Origin of the sequence: Pseudoalteromonas rubra, from assembly GCF_000238295.3 — a bacterium.
Classification (GTDB): Bacteria; Pseudomonadota; Gammaproteobacteria; order Enterobacterales; family Alteromonadaceae; genus Pseudoalteromonas; species Pseudoalteromonas rubra.
Map to the genome: position 1 here is coordinate 267,282 of NZ_AHCD03000035.1, position 25,102 is coordinate 292,383.

A 25,102-nucleotide genomic window follows, 5' to 3' on the forward strand; every position below is an offset into this window, starting at 1 on the left:
GTATTGACCCTGTAGTACTTCATTTGCAAAGCCTGTGTCCTTTAAAGTGTGATCAGCCCATCCAAAATCAGTAGCAGCATAACGCCACTGACGATAAACCATAGTATCGATGCCATAGCGAACGGTCGCCAGCCGCTTTGACGCAACATTGCCATAGAAACACCACTCCCTATCAGAAATAAACTCGCAACCAATACTGACTTAGCACCACTATAAAGTACGGACCACACAGGCTGGTAGTGTGGCAACCAGGTGTTGATCATTGCCGCGGCTATGAAGCCGATGATGAACAAAGGAATACTGGCTTTTTCAGAAGAGCGCCAGAACACACCTGCCATAGCAGCATAAGGCACGATCCACATCGCCCTGGTAAGTTTAATCGTTGTTGCCATCGTAAGAGCAACAGGTCCATACACCGAAGCTGCTGCAACCACACTGCTGGTATCGTGTATCGCCAGTGCACTCCATAAAGCAAATTGATTCTCTGAAAGCGAGAAATAATGCCCAAGCCAGGGGAAAATGAGCAGGCCAAGCGCATTTAAAGCGAAAATTACACTCAGTGAAATGGCGATTTCATCCTGTCTGGCTTTAATCACCGGGGCCATAGCAGCAATCGCACTGCCACCGCAAATTGCAGTGCCAAATGAGATCAGCGTGCCTGTATTGCGGTTTAGCCGAAACACTTGACTAAGAATTTCGCCCAAACCTATCGTTGCTGTAATACTGATGATGGTTAATACCAGAGAGCTCCGTCCGACAGCGAGTACTTCTTCGATATTAACGTTAAACCCCAAGCCAATGACGGCAAGCTTCAGTAACCACTTTGATGCATTGTTGGATAAATCAGGTAACGGATTACCCAATATAAGTGCAAACCCAAGTCCGATGAACAGTGCTGATGAGGCGCTGGCAAATGGCGATAGCGCAAATAAGAAGGTGAATAAAAATAAAGCTTTGTGGAAGCCTGGTCGTTCTAATAACATATATCCGCTCGCACCCAGTCACCAGATAAAATTGCGCCGGATTGTTATAATCACCGGCGCAGTTAGCCCTAGTTGAGGATTAGAGCATGGCTTGTCTCAGCTATCCCAGGGTAAGCTGAATCAGGGAGTATCTCAGCCAAGTCAGCTAGGCGCTCGCCAAGCTCGTGTAAGCTGTTAGCTGACACGTTGATATGACCCATTTTTCTGCCTGGTTTTGCGGTTTTTCCATACCAGTGGCTGGTTACACCAGGGATCTGCAACACGTCATTTGGAATGTTTTCCTGGCCCAACACGTTGATCATGGCTGTTGGCCTGATCAGAGTGGTATCACCTACAGGTAGCCCTGCGATGGCGCGGATATGGTTTTCAAACTGACTGACGTGACAACCTTGTTGTGTCCAGTGTCCTGAGTTATGCACCCGCGGTGCTATTTCATTTACCAATAGCGTGCCGTTGACATCAAAAAACTCAATCGCCAGCACGCCAACATAATTAAGTTCGCTGGCTAATGCTGAGAATGCCGATTCTGCCTGAGCCTGAATTGTCGATTTTTCTTTGCCTGCGACAGATAGTGTTAGCACACCGTCGGTATGTTGATTTTCTGTCAACGGATAAATGCGACATTGACCACTGCGATCTCGCACCCCAATGATTGACACTTCACGGTCGAATGGGATCATTTGTTCAGCGATAATGGCATGAGGTGCAGCTTCGGTCCCGGCTGCTAAAAATTCAGACATTTCCTGCCAGATAGTCTCAACTTCATCATCATGTTTTACACGCCATTGGCCTTTGCCGTCATAGCCGGCCTGGCATGTTTTAACGACAAGCGGTTTACCCAGTTTTTCAATTGCTGCCAGAAAGTGTGCTTTTTCAGTGATCAACGCATATGGGGCACAGGCTACCTGGGCTTTTTCAAGCAAGGCTTTTTCTTTAGCCCGGTCGCCACCGGTCAGTATGGCTTCGGCTCCTGGATAAAATTTACCCGTTTGCTGACATACCGACAAAATATCCGCCGGGATATGCTCGAACTCTGCGGTAATCGCATCGACATCCGCAATTGCTTGCTCAAGTGTTGCGCTGTGGGCTTCGAACGTTACCGGGTTAATAATTTGCTGAGTCGCGACATCATATGCAGAGACTTGTATATCTAAGTGCGTAGCAGACAAACTCATCATGCGAGCTAACTGGCCTGCGCCTAAAACTAATACTTTCATTACTACTCTGCTGGGTTAGGGTTAGCCAGAACGGTTTCAGTTTGTGCCTTTCGGAACGCTTCTACTTTGTCGAAAATTTCTGGTTGTTGGCAACCCAATATTTGAGCTGCGAGCAGCCCTGCATTTGCCGCACCAGCATCACCAATAGCAAGCGTACCGACAGCGACGCCTTTAGGCATTTGGCAGATAGACAACAAGGAATCTACACCATTCAGCGTTTTCGATTTCACAGGCACACCTAACACAGGGAGGCTGGTAAACGCAGCGGCCATTCCAGGCAAATGTGCAGCACCACCGGCACCTGCAATAATAACTTTAATGCCCCGCTCTGCCGCTGAGGAAGCGTAGTCAGCTAACAACTGTGGTGTACGGTGCGCAGAAACAACTTTTGTTTCATATTCAATACCGAACTTATCGAGCATGTCTGCTGCGTGTTGCATTGTAGGCCAATCGGACTTGGAGCCCATAATGATGCCAACCGTCATAATTATTCCTCAGTTTAAATTGAACGATTTAGGCGCAGTTTTTTGGGGTATGCGCCAACTTCAGGCGTATTATACCCAAGTGACGCGGCAAAGCGAATCGACATTTCCATACTAAATAGATTCGCCAGGCTGACCCTCCTGTACTTCAATCTCGGATTGCCCAACTTGCGCTTGGCGCCAATGATAGAAAAATGCATCAGGGCCTAAAATCAAAAAGAGTAAAGCTAACCCGCCCGGGATCAGCACAGCTTTAAGCACCGGGCCAAGCACATAACTGTAGAACATAATGAAAGGGATAAATAAAACATAACCAATAATTCGCTGCAACATATAACCTCCTTACCATTAATTGAGCGCGCTCACATTTTTAATTGAGCACGCTCAATTGTCAAGACCAAACGGGTGCAAACACTGCTAATATACGAGAAAGTGCTGTTCTGTTGCGCTGAAGTGGCAACTTTCATAGTTGTTTAAAATCGACTAACGTGCTGATTAAGCTACGGTTGTTTATGCATGGGAGGTCAATTATCATGGTATAATACTGAAAAGCATGACGTAGAAACGCAATGAAGAAAAGTGAAAAAACAAAACAGTTAATTCTGGATGAAAGCTGGCAACTGTTTATTGCACATGGCTACCAGGAGACCTCTACTCGCCAAATAGCCAAAGCGGCGGGTATCGCAGTGGGGACTGTTTTCAGCCACTTCCCAAGTAAAGTGGATATTTTAAAAACGGCAATGCACCAGCGTATCGATGCGGTAATAGAAAATGCCATCAGTACGGACAAACATCATTCTGCCAGACTTAAATTACGCCACTATGCCAGCCACTTGTTCGATTTCTATTTGCAACACCGTGAATTCAGTCAGGCACTACTCACCGATTTGCTTTGGCATCAGGCCTATTTTGCCGATCAGATATCGGCCTTTAAAGCGCTCCTTTTTGCAGAGCAAGAGTATGACGAAATAAAAGCAACTGTGATGATGGACTGCTACTTTATGACCCTGCTCCAGGGCTTGGCCGATCCCGCCTCCTGTAAAGATAGTATGCTGCGGCTTCTTACGAATAAGCTAACTTTGTTGTACTAATGAAGCCGTATGATGTGTTCTGCATTTGAGAAAAATAAAGGCAGAGCAAACTAAGCCCTGCCGTTATCACTTAACTGTGTTTAACAGTCAGTTCAGACGTATTCGCTCTGCTTTTTGGTAGATACCAGAGGCTACCAGGCTCATTATTGGCAGCTCTGCGCTCTACAGATACAGACATAAACCAAAACAAACATCCAAACAAGAGCGCAACGCACTCCACCATCAAAGTCCCCAGACTATCCGGCGTCCACAAGTTTAATGCAGGAGCCGTGGCAGCCAGTACCGAGGTGATGGGTATCGCAACACACAATAGTGCCAGCACTTTCAAACCGTTAATCGCTGTTTTGGCAGGTCCATAAACAAAGGCACTTACCAGCACACATGCAAAACACGCATAGTAAACAAACATATAGGCCTGATTAATATTCACTGGTGCCAGTGTCAGCCATTTATTGCTTGCAAATACAGCTGCGATACCAATCATTGCTCCAAGGCTTACACCTACGGTCAGCGCGCCCATGACACGATAAGAACGCCGCTGTACAGTGCCCTTTTGTCGTCTTTTTTCTAACCAGAGAATGTTACCCGAATAGAACAAACAGGCACCCGCCATTCCCATGAAAAAATACGCCCAGCGAACAAGGTCACCACCATAACTACCAAAGTGCAAACTGAAGAAACTTGATACAATCCTCGCCCAGATCGTTTGTTCTGGGTTTGCAACGCTGGAAGACGCCACCTCAAGTGTATAAGGGTTTATAAAGATAAAGTCGTGCAGCGCCCCTCTGGCCACTTCTGCGTCATTAACGACATCAATGGTCGCAAAAGCAGTAGGCTTATTGAGGTTGTTAAGTTTAATCTGAACGACCTGATAGCCTGGAGCATGAGATTCCGCCGCTGCAATCAACTCACTCACCTTAGGTAAATCAGCAATATTGCGTTCAATTTGTGAAGGAGGATTGCGAGGGAAAAGAGGTTTATCACCGTACAACTGAGCAAGCCCACCATACAGCAAATCATGGAAAGCAAATACGAACACCGTAAATGCAATCACAACGTGAAATGGTAAACTGGCAATACCCAGCAAATTATGCCCATCCAGCCAGAACCGTTTTCTTTCTCCTTGGTTACGAACAGCAAGGAATCGCTTTACTAATGTGGGTAACAGAAATATCACGCCCGACACCAAAGCCAGGAAGTACAAACCGGCAGCAATGCCCAGTACGAAGACGCCAGCCTGAGTATGGCCAATTTCACCTCCGATGCCTGCAGTTCGGTGCAGCATATCCAGTAACGCAGATAAAGTATTGACGGGAACCAGTTCAGTAACCAGCTGGTTATTTTCATCCAAGGTTGCATGCCAGCGAATATCATCCAGCCTCAGCCCCCGTGTCGACCCCTGTTCATACCAGCTTACCGGCGAGAGTGCTTCATTAAAATGCAAGCTGACACTGTCTATAGCTTTAGGGTGCGTTTGTAAAACCGTTTCCAATAGTACATCGTAACGCTCAGATTCAATTGAATTCATCTGATGTTTTGTCGGCGTCGCCCAACGGTCAATCTCAGGCGCAAACATCACCAAAGCACCCGCAAAGAAACCGATAAACAGTAATAAACTGGAAGTGATCCCCGTCCAGGTGTGCAAACTCTGGTAAGTTCTCAGAATATCCGCTCTTACCTTCATGACACTCCCCTTAATATCGCTAATACGGCAAAGCACGCAGCACTGACTGACAACAGGTAAAACCAAGCCTGAGCACCGCTTCTGAACATGTAAGTAAAACTCAGAGCCAACAACCAAATTGGCACACTCAGCCACATGTTAAACTGAGTTCGCCACAATAATTCAGTGTTACTAATAGAGGACGTCAACCCTGACGGACCAAACCAGGCGAACAGTCCGACGATAGAGAAACTTAATAATCCGCCTCCAATAACACCAGCCAGCGTTTTACTAAACCAATCAGCTTGTATCGGTGTATAGTTTTTCATTATTTATCTCTCACCATCAAAACCAAAAACGGAATAAACATAAGCGATAACATAATCACCATTAAGCAGATAAACAGGCTAACAGGTAAACTCATACCGTTATAAAAGCCAGCCAATGCGACTATGAATAGGAAATATGCGAGGATACGCCAACGACTGTTAATGTGTTTTTTTCGCCAACGCTGGTTCTTGTTGCTGAGATAAATTACAGAGGACCCTGCGATGAGCGCAAAGACCAATATAGAAGTAAGCACTTTTCACTCCCTGTCATAACGTGAAGATCATCCTGTACATTATACACAAACAGTATTGATAATCACTACTATTTACTTTTGTATGCATTCTGTTGTTAAGGCTTCGTTCTATTGAACCTAAATTTAGGCCAACGCGCACATATAAAATGGTAACCGCGGCCGAATATGACCAAACAGACAGCGCCGGTTAACACTGGAAATAGTAAAAATGTCCAGCTTTGCCCGCTAAGCATAATAAATAGCGGATTTGCGCCGGCAGGCGGATGCAGCGTTTTAGTCAACACCATGAGTGATACAGCCAGGCCTGTCGCCAGTCCCAGCGTAATCGCATTGACAGGTAAAAAAGCGAAAAACACAACACCGACCAAAGCAGTCAGGCAATGACCGATAATCACATTACGTGCTTTAGCAAGCGGACTATCGGGCACAGCAAAAATTAATACACAAGATGCACCAAAAGCAGCCATCAACAGCCAATACTCATGCGCGTCGGTCCCGAGCAACGCGAGCATAGTAATAGCCAACATTGAACCTAATCCGGCCGATAGAGAAACTGTCCAGCTAGACACACACCCTCCTGTAGGTAGACAAATCGTTCTACCCACCAATGTAGACAAGTTTGTCTACCCATGTCAAGATATGCTTAAACGTCAGGAGGCAAGATATGTCAGACAAGCGAGCGTTATTACTCAACAGTGCGTTAGAGTTATTTTATGCAAAAGGCACAGGTGCAGTTGGGATCAATGAGATCCTTGCATACAGCGGCGTTGCTAAAAAGACCCTCTATCATCACTTCAGTTCAAAAGACGATCTGATCCTGGCTGCTTTAACACTTCGTGACCAAAAATATTTGCAGTGGCTTGAAGCAAGACTGACTGATCCCCAAACCAATGAAGAATTGGTCAACCAACTGTTCTACGCGCTTAACGACTGGTTCAACGATCGTGTTACAGAACTTGGCGGCTTCCGGGGTTGCTTTTTTATCAATACAGCCAGTGAATCGGTGACGCTGGACAGGCAAATTCAGGACCGCTGTGCCAGTCATAAAGTGGCCGTCAGACAGCTCATCACCAATAAGCTGCCCCGGCCTAATGACCGGCTTGTCGACGCGCTGTGTTTACTCAAAGAAGGTGCTACGGTCTCTGCGTTTGTGCAAGGTGATAAGCAAGCCGCTCTACGCTGCATAGACATTGCCCTGGCATACGATACACCCGCGCCTTTTCCGGTGTAATGTCGTGAAATTTAACCAGGTAACTCGGTACACTATAATTACAGAAGTTCAAATAAAATCAGTGACGGCCTAATCGTGCAGCAAGACAATTACCTAAAACAGGGTGCTCTGACACTTTGTGCATCCGTTATTATCGGTTTTTTAGCTGATTATGCCTTTAACCTGAGCTTGAGCCGCACGCTTAGTGCACATGAATACGGTGACTATAAAGTTGCTTATGCCTATGCCACCATCTGCGGCGTACTGGCTCTGCTTGGCGGTGACCGTGTTGCACCCAAGTTCTTAGCCAAACCTCTGGCCAACAAAGCAAAGGGTGAAGTCGGTGGATTCGTCACTTTCTTCTGCAAAATTGCCGTCGGCATTTCTCTACTACTCTTCTCGTTGTCCTATTTGAGTGGCTACCTTCATTTGGGAAGTTGGTCACCCGATGAGCACCATGCACTGCTGTGGATCTCGGCCGCGATCCCTCTTATCGCGGCGGGTGCGATATTGAGCCGGGTGTTGCAAAGCGCAAAATTATTGGTACACGCCAACTTGCCGTGGCGTATCATTCTACCCGCGGGCAAAACACTGGTAGTCATAGCATTAGCCTCTTTATTAGATCAGGTTTACCTTTGGCAGGTGATCATTGCCGGCATTGTGATCTTAGCACTTATCACAACATGGCAGTTATTCATCCTTTACAGAAAAAACCTCCTTACTTTGTCTCCTGTCATACCGGTTCGCAACCAGTCACAGCTTTTGGCAACCTCTATCCCAATGATGCTGGCCATGTTGGTGACAATTGCCATATCCCAGTTGGATTTATATATGCTTGAATTATTGGCGCTAGAGCATGAAGTTGGACATTATGCCGGTGCTGTTACAACTTCACATATGATCCCTGTTGCACAAGTCAGTGTAATTGCACTTTTCGTCCCTCTATTAGGCCAAGCATTAGAAAAAGGCGAAGAGTACGCAGAACGGGTGTTATGGCAAGGTCAGAAGATTATGCTTGTCATCATTTTAATACTGACAGTTGGGCTATTGATATCAGGCGCTCATCTGTTACAGCTATTTGGCAAAGATTTTTTTACCGCCCATGACGCGTTGAAATATCTAATTTTGGGATCATGCTTTTGGGCAGTCACAGCATTTGTTTCAACCTGGCTGCAATACACAGGTAAAGGAAAATACGTGGTAATCATTGGTTTGTTAACACTTGTTACGGATGCTGCGCTAAATTGGCTGCTTATTCCTACACATGGTATTACTGGTGCCGCTATTGCAACCTGCATTTCGCTCTGTGTCGCTTCATTACTGACCTGGAGTACATTCATAGTATGCAAAAAACGCCCCTATTCCAGTGCAACTATTCAATCAACCCAGTCAGGTCATCGTTAATTTAACGACTGTCGTCGATTATTTATTAAAATAATTGACACAATCTGTACCCTTTTGTAACTTTAACCTGCCTGCTAGTTTGCAGACTGGATCAAATAAAAACAATAATAAGGAAAATTATGGAGCAACGAGCTAAACGAAGTGCGGTGTTTATTCTGATGTTATTGCTGGGTTTAAGCCTGGGCGTCATGCTCAAATATGGCTATCTAAAACTGCTTCATCATCCGAATATAATCACACAAGATACATCTGCCCATTACGAGGGAACTGACAAGCGTGTCATTTTATACACCACACACTGGTGCCAATACTGTAAACAGGTTCAAGATTACTTTAAAAAACATAATATTGATTACCTAAGCAGAGACATAGAATCCAATGATCAGAGGATAAACTCTCTGTTTGACAGCCTTAAACGCGCTGACATCCCACAGATCATTATTGGTAATAAGGTCATTAATGGTACAAACCTGAGTGTGGTTGAAAAAACTCTACAAGAACACGCTTTTCTCTGATGCAAACCCTTTCCAGGCGTATACCTAATACGTAGACGCCTTTCCTTTATTGCGCTATCTTAAAAAGTGTTTCGTCGTTCACTCACTTTTCAGGAGTATGCGTTGCACTATAAGTTGTTAATACTACTCATCAGCATACTATATGGCTTATCTGCTTCAGCCACACCTCAAACGCAATCAGGCCAACGCTCCTCCGCGGATATCCTGAGAGAAGCTGAAGACTACATTATTGTTGAACCTTCACACTCTTACCTGCTACTCAGGCAAGTTAAATCAATAAGTAATCTCACTCCCCCACAGCAAATTCGCTGGCATTTAATCAAGGTACGTTCCGCTATTGCCACAAATAATTTAAACGATATAGAAGCAGAACTGGCTGCCCTGATTAAGCTACAACAGCACGCTTACTTTAAAAACCGCCTGCCGAGTATGCTCAGCGCAATGGGCATCGCGCTAAGGCGTCTCGGCTATCTGGCAGAGGCCAAATCTCTATATACCTGCGCGTTGGCACTTGATGTGACTGACAAAAAGAGAATGGCGCTGCTGATCAATCTTGCCGTTTTATCCCGGCATATGGATGACTACCAGCTTGCCAGGCAATCCTACAAATCTGCAAAAAGCATCGCACTCAGGCTTCATCATGAACGTGCACTGGCAAACGTCAACAATAACCTAGGTACATTGGCATTGGACGAAGGCAAAATCGACTTGGCAGAAGTTTACTTCCGAGAAGCCCTGGTTGGTTATCAGTCGAGTGACAAACGCTCAGGCAATATTACAGCTGGCACAAACCTGCTGCTCGTATTTGCAATTCAGGGGCATACGCTTAATTTTCAGCGTCTTATCAGCCCGATTTCGGCATTGATAGATGCTTATCCGGATGCGTCCAAAAAAGCGCTGTTATTGTGGCTGGTAAGTGCGAATGATGCCAACCTTGGCGTGGCGCTCCCGCAAAACACGAGAGACAATCTGATTATAGCGTTTGAGCAACTTGAGAGCGTCAAATTGCAGCGGTTGATCCAGCGCCACCTGGCGTCCAAAGTTCAGGTTACCGTCACGCCCGGCAAGCAGCCTGCCCGCTCTACAAAAACAACACCCTCCTGGTTTCAGGGGCGCTCTTTTTGTATTGCTAAGGAGCCGAAGCTTAAGGTTCAATAAAGTCTTGTGTTTCCAGGTATAAGGAGCGAACGAACTGTATTCTTAGGGCAGTAATTTTATCCAACGGTTTATCAGTCGCGCTATCCAGCAACCGTGGTAAAGTTGTTTGGTCTCGACATTTTGCATGAATAAGCTGATCGAAACTGGGTAAATGGCCGATTTTATGCACCAGCAAACAATCGTTCATGGTGAGTGGTATGACGTAGTAATGGCCATTGTCAGCCAGCGCTACAGGCTCATCAAGTAGTATCTCTTTTACTTTGAGTGTTAGCCCGGTTAGCGCTTGAACACCACCTCGTTCAAAATGCCCCTGATAAACATGACCGTTCACTCTAACCAATTCCCCACTGCGTAACTTGTCAAGTTCGAAGGCTCTGGGCGCAAACGTCACTAAAGAATTTGAGTTAATTAACCGCATCAAAGATTTTTGTTGTTGCTCTTGGGCTTGCACTTCAAAGATAAGTTGCCGAGCATGCATTCCCCTCGGAAGTGGCAAATGAGAAGCGATAATTTTATGTTCTACGTTTACCAATGCCAGTCCATGCACACCAAAGCTAGTGTGCTGATGAGCAAAAACAACTGGCGTAAACAATACCAATAACCACCTAAGCAAAGAAAGGTCCTCTATTTTTATCAAATTCCTGGTAAGTTTAAGGTATATTTAGTTCCACATCGTTACCAAATTTTAAATTACAATTCCAAAATGGAAATATTAGAGTTAATTCGATTTGTCGAGATTGCGAATGCGAAGACGCTTCAGAGTGCAGCGACCAACTTACACACGACACCAGGCGCATTATCCAAGTCATTGAAAAAATTAGAGTCTTCACTGGGTATATTGCTATTCGACCGAGTGGGGAAGCAGCTGGTCCTTAATGAAAATGGTAAACGCCTGTTACCTGAGGCAATTAAGATTTTAGACCTCAAAGATAACGTAAAAGCCATGTTGACCCCGACAAGCCCAGTTTTTAATTGCCGAATCTCAGCGCCGGCTATCCTCCAATATCGCTGGATAGGCATTATCGGTGCGACGGCTAGCGATATCCAAATAGAATATGAAACCGACTTCGAACTCACAGCAATCGAAAAAGTTAAAAAGGGCGTGGTTGACATAGCACTGACAACTCAGCTGATCCAGCCGCACTTGAATGAAGATCTCGAAATGATCACAATTGGCGCGTTAACCTTAAACTTAGCGGTTGGTAAAACCCATCCATTAGCCGGCAAACGCTCGTTAACTTCAGCTGAGCTTGTGAACTACCCATTCGCCGTACCAAATACGTCTCCATTCTGTGGTGAATTACGTGGACTAAGTTGTGATGGTTGGTCAAACAACAGTTTTAAAAGAGAAACAAAGTGGATTGTTAACGATTACGCAGCGCTGTGTGAACTGGTCAAATGCGGCCTGGCCGTTGCTTTTTTGCCTGACTACATGATTGAAGCCTGGCAACTCACTCAGCTTGAAGTGACTCCGAACTTGAAGGGTAATACTGAACAGGTGTGCCTGATATACCGGCGACATGCGCCTGCCTGGATAAAAGCACTGGCTAAAGAGATAAAACCAATTAGTTAACGAATAGCAGTTAGCATCTCCCCCGAACAGATCTTCACATTCTAATCGAAATGCTATAAGAAACTGCTTTTTATAAATTAATTACTTGAGCAGTACAAACTATGCTGTTGCTGCCATTGAGCTTTGTAAACAAAAAAGGAAATTTAGAAATGAGATTAAAAGCAAAGAAAATCAAGCAACTTTCCAAGTCACCTCAATCACTTAATCCTGCAATGACACCTCAGATCTGCAAGCTGTCACACAGTTGGCGTCACATGTGCTTCAGAGTTTTGTTACTCTCGCGAAGCCCACTGAGACTGTACTGACCTGCTTAAGTGATGGCCAGGGTTTGTTAGTTTGCCTAGCCAAACACAAACCAAAAGCTCTTGATTTATAAACTAAAAAAGCCAGCAATGTGCTGGCTTTTATGATCTTAATACACAGTTTTAAGCTGATTTAGCGCGCTGCGCGTCTTTCTTCGCTTGTTTTTGCTCTTTACGGGCACGTAAAGTTTCCTGTGCTTCATGACCGATATGGCCCTCACCACGCTGCTTTGCCAGTTCCATTTGTCTTTGACGCTCTGCAAAACGGGCTTTTTGCTCTTCGGTCACATTATCATGACAGTGATGGCAGGATACACCTTCCATATATTCCGGACGCTGCATTTCTTCTGCGGTGATCGGCATACGACACGCGTGGCACTGATCATATGAGCCCTTGTTCAAATCATGATCAACTGCAACGCGGTTATCAAATACAAAGCACTCGCCTTCCCACATCGTTTCTTCTTTGGGCACGTCTTCCAGATATTTAAGAATACCGCCCTCAAGGTGGTAAACTTCATCAAATCCCTGCTCCTTCATATAAGCAGTCGACTTTTCGCAGCGTATGCCACCAGTACAGAACATGGCTACTTTTTTATGTTTTGCGGGATCCAGATTCTTCTCGGCCCACTCAGGAAATTCACGGAACGTTTTTGTATTCGGGTCGATAGCATTTTTGAACGTACCGATTTCAATCTCATAATCATTACGCGTATCAACCAAAACCACGTCAGGATCAGAAATCAAGGCGTTCCAGTCTTGTGGCTTAACATAGGTGCCAACCACTTCTTTAGGATCGATGCCCTGAACACCCATTGTCACGATTTCTTTTTTCAACTTAACCTTAGTGCGGTAAAACGGACAAGTTTCGTCATATGACTCTTTGAAAACAATATTATCCAGGCCAGGTTGCTTATCAAGCCACGCCAGTAAGGCATCAATGCCTTCGCGTTTAGCGGCAACGGTGCCGTTGATCCCTTCTTCAGCCAGTAGCAAAGTGCCACGCACTTCATTGGCTTCCATAACGTCCAGCAAAGGCTGACGGATCGCCTGATAATTTGGCAAAGACACAAATTTGTACAAGGCACATACAACAAAATGGTTATTCATAACTTTCTCTTCAATAAGCTTTATAACAGCCTACACTTAAGCACGACGTGTAAGCACTTAACCGGATCGCAAATCCGGCGCCAGGCGCGATATTTTACGGATTTTAAGGATAATTGCAAAACCGTTTGCCCCCGGTAACCGAAGAACTCGCACAAAGCACTGTAAAGTTATGGTGGTAGTGGAAGTTAGTTTGTTATAATGCTGCGTTTTAGAAAATAATTACTGGAGAAAAGTACCTTGAGATTTTCCGAACTGGGTCTTGACCTGCGCTTTGAAAAACAATTAGAACACCAGGGGATCACAACCCCGACCGAGATCCAGGCTCAGGCCATCCCTACAGCCCTTGCCGGGCATGACACCTTTGCTCAGTCAAAAACGGGCTCCGGAAAAACTCTGGCATTTTTACTGCCTGCCGTACAACGCGTCATGAAACAAAAGGCGCTCAGTAAACGAGACCCACGTGTGCTTATCGTTGCTCCAACCCGAGAGCTGGCCACACAGGTATTCAACCAGTGCCGTTTGTTAATAGCGGGTACCGCCATGTCTTGTACTAAAGTACTCGGTGGTGAGAACTTTAACGACCAGGTAAAAGCGCTTCGCAAAGACCCGCACTTTGTCATTGGTACGCCTGGTCGTATAACCGATCATATCGAGCAACGCAGTTTGCAGCTTCACGGCCTTGAATTGTTGATCTTTGATGAAGCCGATCGGATGCTTGACTTAGGCTTTGAAAAGCAGCTTTCTACAATTAACAATGCGGCTGATCACCGCCTGCGTCAGACTTTGTTATTCTCTGCAACGCTTGAGCATGCTCAGGTCGAGATCACATCAAGAGATTTACTTAAATCGCCAAAACGTATCCTGCTCAGTGGCAGTAACGAAAAGCATGATGATATTCGCCAGGCAATGTACTTTGCTGATCACCTGGATCATAAAGAAGCCCTGCTCCAACATTTTGTACAACAAAGCGATGTAAAACAGTGCATTATTTTTACTGCGACTCGACAAGATACTAATCGCTTCAGCGACATGCTCAATGAACTGGGAATAAAGGCCGTTGCGCTCGCAGGCGACCTGGCACAGAGCAAACGTCTCGACATTATGGACGCCTTTAGCCGTGGGTTATTTAAGGTACTGGTCACCACAGACGTGGCTTCGCGAGGCCTGGATCTGCTGAATGTATCACACGTTATCAATTTTGATTTACCCAAGCAGGCAGAAGAATACGTTCACCGAATTGGTCGTACCGGGCGTGCTGGTTTCAAGGGTGACGCGATATCCTTTGTGGGCCCTAAAGATTGGAAAAGTTACGAAGCCATTGCTGCTTATCTCAAAGAGACAGTCCAGTTTCAGTCTGTCGAAGGGTTAGAAGCCAAGTTTAAAGGATTTAAGCCAAAAGTAACTAAGCCTAAACAGAATACCAAGCGTAAACCAGCGGACACCAAAGCTAAGGCAAAGCGCGTCCTTAAGCGCAAACCACAACAACCGAAAAAAGCGATCCCGGCACCGTTTGATGTCGATGGACACGCACCACTAAGAAGAAAGCCTAAGAAGCCAACCGAGGAATAAACATGCTAGGTACTACACAGTTTTTAATGATCGAAGAGATCTGTGCCGAAGGGGCCTATCTGGACGGCAAAGAACAGGGCGATGTTTTCTTGCCGCTCAAAGAGCTACCCGACCACCTCGAAGCGGGTGACAACGTTGAAGTGTTTGTTTTCAGTGATAACCAGGGTCACCCCTGCGCAACCACGCAAAAACCACTTGCACAACTGGGTGAATTCGCCCTGCTACGTGCAAAACAAATCAATAAAGTAGGTGCCTTCTTAGACCTTGGGATTAGTAAAGACGTCTTGGCTCCATACAACGAGCAAAAACCAAAAATGCGAGAAGGATACAGCTATCTGGTCAAGCTCTATCTGGATAACGCCAGTAAGCGTTTATGCGCATCAAGTAACCTAGGGAAATTTTTAAATAAGACGCCCGCGCAGTACAAGAAATTTGAGCAGGTTGACTTAATTGTCGCCGCTAAAACTGACCTAGGCTACAAAGTCATCGTCAACGAACAGCACTTTGGCATGGTATTTTTCAATACTGTATTTAAGCGTATGTATATTGGTCAGCGCATGACGGGTTATGTAAAACAAGTTCACGAAGATGATAAGATTGATATCTTACTTGAAAAACCTGGCATGGATAAAATCTCAGAGTTGGGCGAACAGATCCTTAAAAAGTTGGAAGATAACAATGGGTTTCTGCCACTTGGTGACAAATCAGACCCAGAGCTGATTAAGAAAACCTTCTCCACCAGCAAAGCTAACTTTAAAAAAGCCATCGGTGGTTTATTCAAACAAGAGAAAATCCAAATTGAAGCGACTTCGATCTCTCTCGTTAGAACCAAAAAGTAAGATTTAACACAACCTTAATTTTACACCAAGATTAAATTTCCCTAATATGAATACGCGTTTGTTAATTAGGTACAAACGCGTTCAATATTCATAAGGAAATTTATAATGAAAATTCTAAAAACATCGTTAATTCTGGCCACTCTTACTCTGACAAGTGCAGCTCAGGCAGCGTCTCTGGGCGTTAGTATAGAAGAGCAGCCTCGTCCTGGTGTTCCACAAGCACGCCATACAACCATTTCGGTTGGTGATGCCTATTCACAAAACCAAAATGCGAAATTTAATTTCAGTGTTTCTAACTACAATATTAATTTGTCCTGGACAACCAATAGTGGTGCAACGGGTGGGTGCAACATCTATTACGATGTTAACAAAGACAGCTCAACTAATTTCAACGATCAGGTTGCAAAACGTCAATATGACACAACTAAAGCAATCCTCACCAATCTAAAGCAAGGCGACGAGCTATTCATTCAGTCTGCATTTGGACGCGACAATGATCCGTGTGAAGTGACTTTAAGACACAACATTAGCCTGTGATCTGTCACTATGGCGCACTATCGTGCGCCATTTAAGCTTGTTGGTTAATCTGATTAACCAATTTCAAAAGACGTCACGCCAAATGTTTCCTCCACACCAATAGATGGAGCCTCTTTGGTATACATTCTCGCCGTGTCAAATACCGCTGTCATGTTGAGTTTTTCAACGAGCGTTAGGGCCTCTGAATTACACACAGGTACATCAAGAAATACAGCGCTTTCATCTGTTATTTTGGAGCTCAATGCGCCCATAATAGCTTCAGCCTGAGAGGCATTTTTAGCAAACAAAGGCGCAATTTTATAGCCCTCCCGGCACTGTCTGATAACCCCTGCCCCCTGTAATTCTCCCTCAATGATCACACCAACAGACAAAGCATTATTCTGTGCAAGCCATGCACGCCAAAATTCAGTTCTTTGCGCAGGAAAAAGTGGCATTAGAAATTGCGCTATGGTTTCGAAAGGCAAGGTATTAAGGTCTACAAGGTGCTCTGATCCTTGATCTGCCAGCATATGACTCATACCCTGATAGCGGCGATTGGCATACGCCAGCGCAAAACCAGATTTTCTATAGTTTTCTTGCTGCTCAACCACCCCATCCAGACCAATATTGCATCCTTCCAACCTGGCCATGGCAGCCTGCCAGATCTTAAGACCAAGCCCCTGACCCCGATATTCAGGTTTGACAATATAAAACCCAATAAAGCCAAACGAACTGCTATATTTTACAGCAGAAATCACGGCGACCGGCTCATCATTCAACAGCCCAATGAGGAACCCATGCGGATCTGCCTGATAGTAGCAATGTGCATCTTCAAGCCCGGGGTTCCAGCCTTCTTGCGCTGCCCAGTCGATTGCTAAATTCACCTCATCACGGGTCATAGTACGAATTGTATACTCTTTATTCATAGCGCTTGCTCCTTATGTACAGCGATGGCTGACATGACAGTGTATCAGCACTATAAACTTCTGAGTGGGAAAATAAAGTCCGGCTAGCACTGCTTGCCTTTCAATATCTATGCGCACTGACACTAAATACGGGTAATCACCTGGTCCGGCCACTAGTTGATAAACGCAACGTAATGCCACAAATCGGGGTAGAGCCAGCCCAGTGAAACTAAAAAGAGTGAGAAAAGAGCAGCGACCAAGACTATCCATTTAGGATGTAGTTCTTTACCATCCGGGTTGTCCGGCCCACCAGGTAGCTCTTCTGGTAAATGAATTATTTGGCTAAGAATTATGAACAAGCAAAGGCATATCGCACAGAAAAGTAAACTCAACTCAGTAAAATAAGACAGGACGAATGCCATACAAGGCATGATTAAAGCCGCATTTCTAGCGCTCTGCCAGTACCTGTTCATCAGGCTAACTCCTCAGATATGAACTAGTTATCGCATCAAACTAAGCACCCTAATGTGCGTTGCCGAGGTAAGATTGGGTGCTACCACAATACCAGTCGGATTGAGCCGCACTCAATAAGTTTTTCACATGAGAATATCTTTACAGCAGAGTGCTAGAGCTGCAACGACATACTTTCCTTGCTGTAAATAACCAATACTATCAATCATTGTTACTTGGCAACCCGCCGTGAAAACCAACGCGCCAATTGATACTTTACCCTGCTAAAGGGTACCGATATAATGCCCAACTTTTAAACAGTGAAAACCTAAAAAATATATGAAAAAGCTACTACTTATAAGCTCTATCGGCTTGATTTTGCAAGGGTGCTCGGGAATGAAGAACATTCCTATGACACAAGAAACACGGGATGCCGCAAAGCAAACCAATACTTACAATTTGGTACTACAAGATGAAGTCAGACCCGCTGTCAATTTATCTAATAGTGTCAGTGGCGGTGTTGCAGGTGGCCTGGTTGGCGCATTAGTCACTTCTGCCATTGATTCATCCATAAATGAAGACCGAGCGATCGGTGCATTTGGTGTGGCAGCCCCTTTGTTGAACAATACGCTTGATTTGAACTTCCGCAAGTTGATCGTTGAAGAGTTTAATCCGGTGCTTATCTCTGAGTTTAACGCGCAAGACACCAAAGACAGCGCAGAAACAAAATACCTTAACGATGATAAAGTCAAAGCACAAATATCTGCCCTGAAAGAGGGTGAGGCTGCGCTTTACCTTTTCACCCACTATCAGTTCTTTGATAATTTCAAAGTCGTTTTGTTTGAAACAAACGCGACACTCTATGTGGCTAAGCAAGGCAAGGTCTCTGTTTCAAAGCCTGCGTACCGAAACTCATTTACCTATATTTCTGACAATGTAGGTAACGGTGGTATGGATTCAATCCGTCTATGGAATGATAACAACGCAGATTTATACAGAACAACAGTCAGTACAGCATTGTCTGAGATTAGAGAAATGCTGGAACATGATATTAAAGTGGCTCAGGAAGAGTCATGTATTACCGGTACCAAATATATCCGATATAACGCATTAGGTGAGATGAAAAGCTCAGGCAAGATTACAGAGCGAGAGGGAAATCGGGTTCAAATCAGAGATAAAAATGGTTCACTGGTTAATTTGGCCGACAACTTACTTGTTAAAGAATTACCGAAAGAATGTAAGGCGTAAACAATGAAAAAACTAACAACTCTTTTGCTTCCTCTTGCACTACTTTCAGCGAATGCTCTGGCTGTTGTCGACGTAGAGATGAAAGTGAGCAAGCTCCCAAAAAAGGTAAGTAAAGCGCATCAACAAATCGCAGCTAAACTTGCCGATTCTAAATGCACCTATGTTGTAAACCCCGTTTCAGACATCCGCCAAAACAAGGATGCAATCAGCTGGAAAGTGAACGCAACAGGTGTTCAGCAATGGTTTAATACTGTGCATCAGAATGTTGTGACTCCCCTGCTCCCAGAAACAACTAAAGATATCGTTGTTGAAGTCACACCAAAATTGAACATGCTATATACCTATAACGAACAGTTAAATATTAATGGTATGGCGGTATCTACAGTGGGTTACTCTATTAACGGTAAGCCTGCTGGCCAATATCATGTCAGAGGGTTTAACTCAGACTCTAACTGGGCAAATGGAGACAGCGAATTTGTGGGATCAGCAGAACACGCTGCTCAGCATATGATCACACGCATTCTGGAAAAACTGCCAGAAATTTGTAACAACGCTGAATCAGCATAATTATCGCTAAAGCAAAGGGCTGCGACACAGTCCTTTGCTTGTTTACACAAGATCGCAATTCCCGCCTCCTTTCACATCAAACAAGGGTTGGATGAACTTACTAGGTACATCTTCCGGATAACCCATACTCAACTCAAAGTAATCTGATCTGTGTAATACTCAGTAATGGTAACTTCTTGTCATTGCTCTACAGTAGAAAGGACCGTCTCGATATTGAAAGGAATTGTTATGCACCCCCTTAAGCTTTCTTTGATCACAGCTGCCATCACAACATTACTGGCCTGCTCCACTGAGCCCACAGGTTCAGACGATGCGGCTTACAATCAGGACCCCTTGTTTTGTCCGGCGAATATTAAATGGGTCACAAACCCCGACAACCCACCGAGTGAAATTCCTGGTGGTGGGCAAAACTTGTGTCAGTTTTATCAATTCTCCTGGCAATGGTTTATTGCTTTGGTGAATGCACCAGATGGTAATGAACGTACCTTTTTGAATGAAGAACGCTATCGTATATTCCTCGGTGGTGGTCAGGATTCCTGTGCCCCTAATACATTGCAATCTAAGTTATTTGTCAGGGGTGATAAAGATCCCCATACCACAGACGAAGACTTTAAAGCGCCCCATGAAATGAATCAGGCATTGAACAATGCCGTATTGTACGACCAGAATGGCAACATAGTGTTGTACGAAACTCGGTTTGATAGTGGTATGTGTGACGTCGCTCAAAGTTCACAGACATTACCAGCCGGAACAACAGAGATTAAAACATCCTGGCGCAAGATCAGTGAAAAAGACCGGCCTAACTACGTCTGGGTAAAATCAGATACGAATAACAATGGAGAGCTGGATGCTGATGAACTATATGGCATGGTAGGCTTCCATTTAGTCATTAGCACTCCAGATCACCCAGAGTTTATCTGGGCTACCTTTGAGCACAAATACAATGCACCGGATTGTCAAAAGACCAACCAGCCCATTTCAGACTGGAGCTTTGCCAGCGAACAATGTACTGCCTCATTGCCTACCCCGGATACAAACTGTAAATTCAACAAAACCTTTGATCCTAAGGAGAAAGGGGATTCACCGTTAGTGGGCATACCCACTGAAGTGTGTCAGGTTTATGCGCAGGGAACAGCAGAAGGAGACAATCAGGCTGAACATAACCGGGCAAACATTATCTCCCTCAATGAGCAGTTAAATAAAGTGTTCAAGCGTATGCCTACCTACAATTCGCTGCGTGTGCTCGCCAAATATGAGCTAGTGGGTGGGCTCTGGTTGAATGATGTCACTCAGCCCTCCAGCAACCGCGACAATCAGCGCGGCTCCATTCAGCTTGCCAACACCACCATGGAAACCAACGCACAACAAGGACGCAAGTTCCATGAAGTTATCTATACGGGACCACACAACCTGACACCCGCGACGAACTGCTTTGACTGCCATACTTATTCAGGCCCAGCCAAAAATGCCGACGTTAGCCATATTTTTAATTATATACATGGCTCTTCCAAATAACGCCCCTGCGTCAGTGATAACCTGAGTCGTTCAGGTTATCACCTGCCAAACCAAAAATAATTGCTAAAACATGTATTAACCCTGTGTTTTATCTGTGTTTAAACAGCGATTTTAAGTCTAAAATAAGCTTAATCTCAGTAATATCCGATGAGGAAAATCATGATTGAACAAGGGAAAGCCTTACCTAAGACAACATTAAGTGAATTGACGGCAGATGGCATGGTCACACATCACAGCGACGTTCTGTTTGCAGAGAAAAAAGTTGTCTTGTTTGCACTACCTGGCGCGTTTACACCAACCTGCTCTGCAGCCCATTTACCTGGTTACGTCGCTCTGGCCGACAAGATCAAAGCCAAAGGTGTCGATATCATAGCGTGTGTATCTGTAAACGATGCGTTTGTGATGAAAGCCTGGGGAGACGCACATAATGCGAGTGAAATTATGATGCTGGGTGACGGCGATGCCAGCTTTACTAAAGCATTGGGGCTGGATATGGACACTGAAGGGTTTGGCGGGATCCGCTCACAGCGCTATGCCATGATAATCGATAATGGTGTAGTGACAGAGCTTCTGGTTGAAGCACCGAAAACCTTTGAGGTCAGTAAAGCAGAAGTGATCCTTGAAAAATTGTAATATACACTGACAAGTCATAAGGGAGTGTCGGCACTCTCTTTTGTATTCCAGCTGTTATCCTTTTTTACTTTCCCACCATATTAAAACACAATAAACTAATGCAAAAAGTCAGGTCACAACTCTGAGAATCATTGATGACTGTTGCGCGCTCTGCTATCGATACATGATGTGCATTTCAGCAGCGCTTCAATCACAAGCCTGACAGCTTAATCATGAGAGCCCAGACGCTACAGGTTTACCTAATGCAGATTAACATTGAACATGGTTGGGATATCATACACAGTCAAACCATTGCGCAAATTTACGACGATGCGTTTGGTGCTAAACTTGCCCCTGCTATCCCCGACAAAGCAAAGCGGCTCGACTTGCTAGCACATTGTTTTATGCCAGAGTATTCCTCTGTCGCTTTCGATAGCGGCCAGCCAGTCGGAATCGCAGGCTTTAGTGACCGAAATGGCGCGCTCACAGCGGGCATAAAGTTAACAGGGTTATTCAGGCGCCTTGGTATTGTTGGGGGAATGCGTGCTTGCGTTATTCTTAGTTTATACGAACGCAAGCCAAAACCACGGGAGTTAGTTATGGATGGTATCGCGACTAAAGAATCTCATCGTGGCAAAGGCATCGGCACTCAGTTACTGGACAGCATTATCAGTTATGCGCAGGCACATAACTACTCATCCATCCGCCTGGATGTTATCAACACTAATCCCAGAGCAAGAAAGCTCTACGAGGCCAAAGGTTTTGTCCCAGTTAAGACGGACTACTTTCCTTACCTAAACTGGCTAGTCGGCTTTTCAGGATCAACCACCATGCGATTAATTCTCTAGGACAATCCGAAGATCCCTCACTTATCAACACATGATGTCGATTCGGAAAACGCTAAAGGCCAACAATTTCCAGCAACCGCGTAACGTGTCCACAATAAACGCGACTTCCCCCTGTTCAGTCAAAGTGAGTTTTGTTTTCCGCCGATAAGAGATAACAACTGCTCGCCAGCCATAATAGCATTGCTCTCCCCGGCAAACACGTTATCGGTTTTACGCTCAACAAACACCTCATTCAACCAACTACTGATATCTTTGTTAAACATCAGCAAAAATTCAATGGGAAAAGACGGATCCGTTGCCTGGCTGTCCAAACGCTCAGCAACCTCATCAATCATTAATGCACCGTCATTAAATTCAATACAAAAATACAATGTGTTTGCGAGCTCTTTGTATAGCCGCGCGACATTTTTAAACCGGGCCTCAGAGTAACCGTTAAGCTCTATCAAGCCAGTTTCTGATTCCAGCTCATTAAGCGCTCCGACGATAGACTCAACATCATCTTCTTCAATTGGGCTGTCCGCCCAAAAGTCTTCAGCAGTCAGTGCTTGCTTGTTCAATCGCTGATCTGCGCCTCCTTCCGATGGTTCGTCCAGATCAAAAAACAGCTCATCGAAACTGTTTTCATCTGGTTCCTGATACGGAAAAGCTTCCTGAAATAGCTCAACGTTGTCTTTCAGGTGCAACCTGCCGTTTAACAACTTAGCACTTCTTTTTAGGGCCCGAAGCACAGAGTCAGAAGCATCGCCAAAGCGATTGCCCTGACGCGCTGAATCCTGATAAAACTGTTTAAAGACGTCGGTTGATTCGCGTATTTGCCTGACCAGACGACGCATGTTCGTCAGATCTTTTTGCAATGAAATATAATGAGTGACCTCTCCTGCCTCATTGGTGATTGCCGAGATATTCCACTCCACTGGATACATTGAGCCATCTTTTCGGTAATTAACTGAAGACCCATAGAAATAGCCGTTTTCCTCTAGTGCCGGGCTCAATCTGGCTAGGACTCTGCGATTACTTTTGGGCCCCTGTAAAATGGCCGTTGATTGGCCTATTAGTTCTGCCAGCTCATAGCCTGTATGGCGGCAAAACACCCGATTTGCATAAACAATCCGATAACCGTGGCTACGATCCGCATCTGTGACAACTATGGCATGTTGGGAGCGCATCAATATTTGTTTGAGTAATTCAATTGGGGAGGAATTCTCTAACAACTGACCAAAAAACAAGGTTTCTTCCATCGATGGATCATTGGTATTCATTAGCAACTCAACTCATATTCGACCATAACGGCACTCTGCCCGACTAATGACAGCAAGCGGTATACGCATCATATTGTGTGAGTTTAACTATAGTGCAAATTACCGAATACCATGAATTTTTGTTCTGCATCAAAGTAAATTTTCTAGGGGTAACACGCCTCTGGTCGCTAAGCCACCCCAGTTGTCATCAGTTACTGCGTTTTGGAAAACTGAATGCCTGCTCGGCCTCGAGCTTACCGCTTTGGTCATGGGGAGTGGTGTAAAAAGACACATTCAACTTATCCTGGTCATTATCCAGTTCAATGTGTGCAAACCCCCAAATAAAGCTTTTAGACCACACCAGATCATATTCCGGATAACGCTTTTCCTGTTGCAGGGCAAACGGTGTATGGGTGCCGCGCATTTTTGCAGCTGCACCGCTGATTATCAGGGGCAGTTTAGGTTTAGAATTGCCCGGCATAACGCGACTGCAATCATCCGTTAATAACTCCAGATCATGCTCATGACCGGCGATGTAGGCATCTGCATATTGACACAACTCAGGCAAAATCAGCCTTCTTAACACATGGCCTTCATCATATTTAGTGCCACCTATCGACCATAGTATGTGATGCCCGTACACCAGTTTCCATTTTGCTTTTGAGTTTTTAAGGCCATTGGCCAGCCAGGCTAATTGTCGATGATCTTCACCATTAACCGGCTCTTCATGACGCTCAATGTCTTCAACCTCTGCCTGTCCGGCAGCCAAAGCACTGGCCAACCCCTGTTCGCTACCGTCCGGACGTAATGGGATCTCGTAATAGTGTTGTCCAGAAAGCAACATATTGGTATCGAGTACAAACAGTTCAACGTCATTACCCGGCTTACCTATGGTGTAACTGTAGTAACCTCGCTCAGACATGGTAAAATTTGGCTGACTTGCCATCCATTCAGTTTGCAACTTCACCCCTTTACGTGACGTTTTCCAGTCGTGGTTGCCCAGAGCAGAATACACAACTAACTCAGGTTGCTGCGTAAATAACGGCTGTAACGGTTTTAAGATCAGATCGTCCATACGTTGCTGATCATCTTTTCCATCATTTGCACCAGCGCCATCAGGGTAAATATTGTCGCCTAGTTGAATAGCAAAATCGCACGGTTTTAGCTGGCACAAGGTTGCCATGGCCTTACCGGTTGCCAGCGCCCCGGTCTGCTCGGTGGCAATGTCTGTGTCAGGGTAAACATAAACGGGGGCATGATTAAACTCACTCATCGGGCGATGCTCTTCGAGCCAATCCGCTTTTTCAGCGGCGATAAATTGCGCTTTATTTTTAGGCTTCTGAATATGTTTTACTTTGGGATAGTCAGGGTGATAACCCCCATCACCGAACGCCAAAAAAGAAATATTGGCCGATATCGCAGGACTCGATATCAATAAAGAAGTGCTCAGGCAGGAAAATGCAATGCGTTTTAAAGTCATAATTTTAAATGTGCCGGGTCAGCC

At 45.0% G+C, this 25,102-nt stretch carries 26 protein-coding genes; 14 read left to right on the plus strand and 12 right to left on the minus strand.

Going from position 1 to position 25,102, the window contains the following annotated elements:
• Nucleotides 1-41: 41 nt before the first annotated feature.
• From PRUB_RS12195 to PRUB_RS12210, 4 genes are all read right to left on the minus strand, one after another.
• On the minus strand, nt 42-983 hold the full coding sequence (locus PRUB_RS12195; RefSeq protein WP_010384682.1) for a YeiH family protein: 942 nt from the start codon (nt 981-983) through the stop codon (nt 42-44).
• A 68-nt stretch (nt 984-1,051) separates the two neighbouring features.
• Complete coding sequence (locus tag PRUB_RS12200) at nt 1,052-2,200, minus strand: 5-(carboxyamino)imidazole ribonucleotide synthase (RefSeq protein ID WP_010384681.1); 1,149 nt, start codon at nt 2,198-2,200, stop codon at nt 1,052-1,054.
• Between the two features lie 2 nt (nt 2,201-2,202).
• On the minus strand, nt 2,203-2,685 hold the full coding sequence (gene purE / locus PRUB_RS12205) for a 5-(carboxyamino)imidazole ribonucleotide mutase (protein ID WP_010384679.1): 483 nt from the start codon (nt 2,683-2,685) through the stop codon (nt 2,203-2,205).
• A 111-nt stretch (nt 2,686-2,796) separates the two neighbouring features.
• A complete protein-coding gene (locus PRUB_RS12210; RefSeq protein WP_010384678.1) occupies nt 2,797-3,015 on the minus strand; it encodes a hypothetical protein in 219 nt (72 codons plus the stop codon).
• Between the two features lie 236 nt (nt 3,016-3,251).
• On the opposite strand from PRUB_RS12210, the gene PRUB_RS12215 reads away from it, so the two are divergent.
• Nucleotides 3,252-3,773: a TetR/AcrR family transcriptional regulator gene (locus tag PRUB_RS12215; protein ID WP_010384677.1), complete on the plus strand. Its 522-nt coding sequence runs from the start codon at nt 3,252-3,254 to the stop codon at nt 3,771-3,773.
• A gap of 70 nt (nt 3,774-3,843) precedes the next feature.
• Here PRUB_RS12215 and PRUB_RS12220 read toward each other — a convergent pair whose 3' ends face one another.
• From PRUB_RS12220 to PRUB_RS12230, 3 genes are all read right to left on the minus strand, one after another.
• Nucleotides 3,844-5,457: a PepSY-associated TM helix domain-containing protein gene (locus PRUB_RS12220; protein ID WP_010384676.1), complete on the minus strand. Its 1,614-nt coding sequence runs from the start codon at nt 5,455-5,457 to the stop codon at nt 3,844-3,846.
• Nucleotides 5,454-5,765, minus strand: coding sequence for a hypothetical protein (locus PRUB_RS12225; RefSeq protein ID WP_010384675.1), 312 nt, complete (start codon nt 5,763-5,765; stop codon nt 5,454-5,456). The genes PRUB_RS12220 and PRUB_RS12225 overlap by 4 nt, the downstream gene beginning before the upstream one ends.
• 349 nt (nt 5,766-6,114) lie before the next feature.
• Nucleotides 6,115-6,588 (minus strand): HPP family protein, encoded by a 474-nt coding sequence (locus tag PRUB_RS12230; RefSeq protein WP_052026455.1) that lies wholly within the window; start codon nt 6,586-6,588, stop codon nt 6,115-6,117.
• Nucleotides 6,589-6,683: 95 nt separating this feature from the next.
• Here PRUB_RS12230 and PRUB_RS12235 point away from each other — a divergent pair, with 95 nt between their 5' ends.
• The 4 genes from PRUB_RS12235 (at nt 6,684) to PRUB_RS12250 (ending at nt 10,306) form a co-directional block, all read left to right on the plus strand.
• On the plus strand, nt 6,684-7,250 hold the full coding sequence (locus PRUB_RS12235; protein ID WP_010384671.1) for a TetR/AcrR family transcriptional regulator: 567 nt from the start codon (nt 6,684-6,686) through the stop codon (nt 7,248-7,250).
• A 75-nt stretch (nt 7,251-7,325) separates the two neighbouring features.
• Nucleotides 7,326-8,633 carry an oligosaccharide flippase family protein gene (locus PRUB_RS12240; protein ID WP_010384669.1) on the plus strand — a complete coding sequence of 436 codons (1,308 nt, stop codon included), beginning with the start codon at nt 7,326-7,328 and terminating at the stop codon, nt 8,631-8,633.
• A gap of 119 nt (nt 8,634-8,752) precedes the next feature.
• Entirely contained in the window at nt 8,753-9,148 is a 396-nt protein-coding gene (locus PRUB_RS12245) for a glutaredoxin domain-containing protein (RefSeq protein ID WP_010384668.1), read from the plus strand.
• A gap of 102 nt (nt 9,149-9,250) precedes the next feature.
• The gene (locus tag PRUB_RS12250) at nt 9,251-10,306 is read left to right on the plus strand and encodes a tetratricopeptide repeat protein (RefSeq protein ID WP_010384667.1); all 1,056 of its coding nucleotides are present in this window, start codon (nt 9,251-9,253) and stop codon (nt 10,304-10,306) included.
• Here the strand turns inward: PRUB_RS12250 and PRUB_RS12255 are convergent.
• Entirely contained in the window at nt 10,293-10,904 is a 612-nt protein-coding gene (locus PRUB_RS12255) for a hypothetical protein (RefSeq protein ID WP_010384666.1), read from the minus strand. The genes PRUB_RS12250 and PRUB_RS12255 overlap by 14 nt on opposite strands.
• A gap of 105 nt (nt 10,905-11,009) precedes the next feature.
• Between PRUB_RS12255 and PRUB_RS12260 the strand changes: the two genes are divergently transcribed.
• Nucleotides 11,010-11,879 (plus strand): LysR family transcriptional regulator, encoded by an 870-nt coding sequence (locus PRUB_RS12260; protein WP_010384665.1) that lies wholly within the window; start codon nt 11,010-11,012, stop codon nt 11,877-11,879.
• A gap of 425 nt (nt 11,880-12,304) precedes the next feature.
• Here the strand turns inward: PRUB_RS12260 and trhO are convergent, their stop codons facing one another.
• Nucleotides 12,305-13,291, minus strand: coding sequence for an oxygen-dependent tRNA uridine(34) hydroxylase TrhO (gene trhO, locus PRUB_RS12265; protein ID WP_010384664.1), 987 nt, complete (start codon nt 13,289-13,291; stop codon nt 12,305-12,307).
• A gap of 237 nt (nt 13,292-13,528) precedes the next feature.
• Between trhO and PRUB_RS12270 the strand changes: the two genes are divergently transcribed.
• The 3 genes from PRUB_RS12270 to PRUB_RS12280 all read left to right on the plus strand — a co-directional run bounded on the left by PRUB_RS12270 (nt 13,529) and on the right by PRUB_RS12280 (nt 16,236).
• Nucleotides 13,529-14,860 carry a DEAD/DEAH box helicase gene (locus PRUB_RS12270; protein WP_010384663.1) on the plus strand — a complete coding sequence of 444 codons (1,332 nt, stop codon included), beginning with the start codon at nt 13,529-13,531 and terminating at the stop codon, nt 14,858-14,860.
• A gap of 2 nt (nt 14,861-14,862) precedes the next feature.
• Nucleotides 14,863-15,699: a CvfB family protein gene (locus PRUB_RS12275; RefSeq protein ID WP_010384661.1), complete on the plus strand. Its 837-nt coding sequence runs from the start codon at nt 14,863-14,865 to the stop codon at nt 15,697-15,699.
• Between the two features lie 105 nt (nt 15,700-15,804).
• Complete coding sequence (locus tag PRUB_RS12280; RefSeq protein WP_010384659.1) at nt 15,805-16,236, plus strand: hypothetical protein; 432 nt, start codon at nt 15,805-15,807, stop codon at nt 16,234-16,236.
• Between the two features lie 53 nt (nt 16,237-16,289).
• On the opposite strand, the gene PRUB_RS12285 is transcribed toward PRUB_RS12280, so the two are convergent.
• Nucleotides 16,290-17,141, minus strand: coding sequence for a GNAT family N-acetyltransferase (locus tag PRUB_RS12285; RefSeq protein WP_010384656.1), 852 nt, complete (start codon nt 17,139-17,141; stop codon nt 16,290-16,292).
• A gap of 825 nt (nt 17,142-17,966) precedes the next feature.
• Between PRUB_RS12285 and PRUB_RS12290 the strand changes: the two genes are divergently transcribed.
• The 5 genes from PRUB_RS12290 (at nt 17,967) to PRUB_RS12310 (ending at nt 22,360) form a co-directional block, all read left to right on the plus strand.
• The gene (locus tag PRUB_RS12290; RefSeq protein WP_155946353.1) at nt 17,967-18,818 is read left to right on the plus strand and encodes a hypothetical protein; all 852 of its coding nucleotides are present in this window, start codon (nt 17,967-17,969) and stop codon (nt 18,816-18,818) included.
• Nucleotides 18,819-18,821: 3 nt separating this feature from the next.
• On the plus strand, nt 18,822-19,385 hold the full coding sequence (locus PRUB_RS12295; RefSeq protein WP_010384650.1) for a hypothetical protein: 564 nt from the start codon (nt 18,822-18,824) through the stop codon (nt 19,383-19,385).
• A 228-nt stretch (nt 19,386-19,613) separates the two neighbouring features.
• Nucleotides 19,614-20,900, plus strand: coding sequence for a hypothetical protein (locus tag PRUB_RS12300; protein ID WP_010384647.1), 1,287 nt, complete (start codon nt 19,614-19,616; stop codon nt 20,898-20,900).
• 159 nt (nt 20,901-21,059) lie between these two features.
• Nucleotides 21,060-21,533: a peroxiredoxin gene (locus PRUB_RS12305; protein ID WP_010384646.1), complete on the plus strand. Its 474-nt coding sequence runs from the start codon at nt 21,060-21,062 to the stop codon at nt 21,531-21,533.
• 242 nt (nt 21,534-21,775) lie between these two features.
• On the plus strand, nt 21,776-22,360 hold the full coding sequence (locus tag PRUB_RS12310) for a GNAT family N-acetyltransferase (protein ID WP_010384644.1): 585 nt from the start codon (nt 21,776-21,778) through the stop codon (nt 22,358-22,360).
• Nucleotides 22,361-22,479: 119 nt separating this feature from the next.
• Here PRUB_RS12310 and PRUB_RS12315 read toward each other — a convergent pair whose 3' ends face one another.
• Together PRUB_RS12315 and PRUB_RS12320 are read right to left on the minus strand one after the other, a co-directional pair.
• Nucleotides 22,480-23,619, minus strand: a complete 1,140-nt coding sequence (locus PRUB_RS12315) for a PAS domain-containing protein (RefSeq protein ID WP_040645209.1) — start codon at nt 23,617-23,619, stop codon at nt 22,480-22,482.
• 187 nt (nt 23,620-23,806) lie between these two features.
• Nucleotides 23,807-25,078 (minus strand): metallophosphoesterase, encoded by a 1,272-nt coding sequence (locus tag PRUB_RS12320; protein WP_010384639.1) that lies wholly within the window; start codon nt 25,076-25,078, stop codon nt 23,807-23,809.
• Nucleotides 25,079-25,102 lie beyond the last annotated feature (24 nt).

Bases quoted from the DNA above. Each gene is read 5' to 3' on its own strand.
- PRUB_RS12195 (WP_010384682.1), bottom strand. From the start codon at position 983: ATGTTATTAGAACGACCAGGCTTCCACAAAGCTTTATTTTTATTCACC.
- PRUB_RS12200 (WP_010384681.1), bottom strand. From the start codon at position 2,200: ATGAAAGTATTAGTTTTAGGCGCAGGCCAGTTAGCTCGCATGATGAGT.
- purE (WP_010384679.1), bottom strand. From the start codon at position 2,685: ATGACGGTTGGCATCATTATGGGCTCCAAGTCCGATTGGCCTACAATG.
- PRUB_RS12210 (WP_010384678.1), bottom strand. From the start codon at position 3,015: ATGTTGCAGCGAATTATTGGTTATGTTTTATTTATCCCTTTCATTATG.
- PRUB_RS12215 (WP_010384677.1), top strand. From the start codon at position 3,252: ATGAAGAAAAGTGAAAAAACAAAACAGTTAATTCTGGATGAAAGCTGG.
- PRUB_RS12220 (WP_010384676.1), bottom strand. From the start codon at position 5,457: ATGAAGGTAAGAGCGGATATTCTGAGAACTTACCAGAGTTTGCACACC.
- PRUB_RS12225 (WP_010384675.1), bottom strand. From the start codon at position 5,765: ATGAAAAACTATACACCGATACAAGCTGATTGGTTTAGTAAAACGCTG.
- PRUB_RS12235 (WP_010384671.1), top strand. From the start codon at position 6,684: ATGTCAGACAAGCGAGCGTTATTACTCAACAGTGCGTTAGAGTTATTT.
- PRUB_RS12245 (WP_010384668.1), top strand. From the start codon at position 8,753: ATGGAGCAACGAGCTAAACGAAGTGCGGTGTTTATTCTGATGTTATTG.
- PRUB_RS12260 (WP_010384665.1), top strand. From the start codon at position 11,010: ATGGAAATATTAGAGTTAATTCGATTTGTCGAGATTGCGAATGCGAAG.
- trhO (WP_010384664.1), bottom strand. From the start codon at position 13,291: ATGAATAACCATTTTGTTGTATGTGCCTTGTACAAATTTGTGTCTTTG.
- PRUB_RS12275 (WP_010384661.1), top strand. From the start codon at position 14,863: ATGCTAGGTACTACACAGTTTTTAATGATCGAAGAGATCTGTGCCGAA.
- PRUB_RS12280 (WP_010384659.1), top strand. From the start codon at position 15,805: ATGAAAATTCTAAAAACATCGTTAATTCTGGCCACTCTTACTCTGACA.
- PRUB_RS12285 (WP_010384656.1), bottom strand. From the start codon at position 17,141: ATGAATAAAGAGTATACAATTCGTACTATGACCCGTGATGAGGTGAAT.
- PRUB_RS12290 (WP_155946353.1), top strand. From the start codon at position 17,967: ATGAAGAACATTCCTATGACACAAGAAACACGGGATGCCGCAAAGCAA.
- PRUB_RS12295 (WP_010384650.1), top strand. From the start codon at position 18,822: ATGAAAAAACTAACAACTCTTTTGCTTCCTCTTGCACTACTTTCAGCG.
- PRUB_RS12300 (WP_010384647.1), top strand. From the start codon at position 19,614: ATGCACCCCCTTAAGCTTTCTTTGATCACAGCTGCCATCACAACATTA.
- PRUB_RS12305 (WP_010384646.1), top strand. From the start codon at position 21,060: ATGATTGAACAAGGGAAAGCCTTACCTAAGACAACATTAAGTGAATTG.
- PRUB_RS12310 (WP_010384644.1), top strand. From the start codon at position 21,776: ATGCAGATTAACATTGAACATGGTTGGGATATCATACACAGTCAAACC.
- PRUB_RS12315 (WP_040645209.1), bottom strand. From the start codon at position 23,619: ATGAATACCAATGATCCATCGATGGAAGAAACCTTGTTTTTTGGTCAG.
- PRUB_RS12320 (WP_010384639.1), bottom strand. From the start codon at position 25,078: ATGACTTTAAAACGCATTGCATTTTCCTGCCTGAGCACTTCTTTATTG.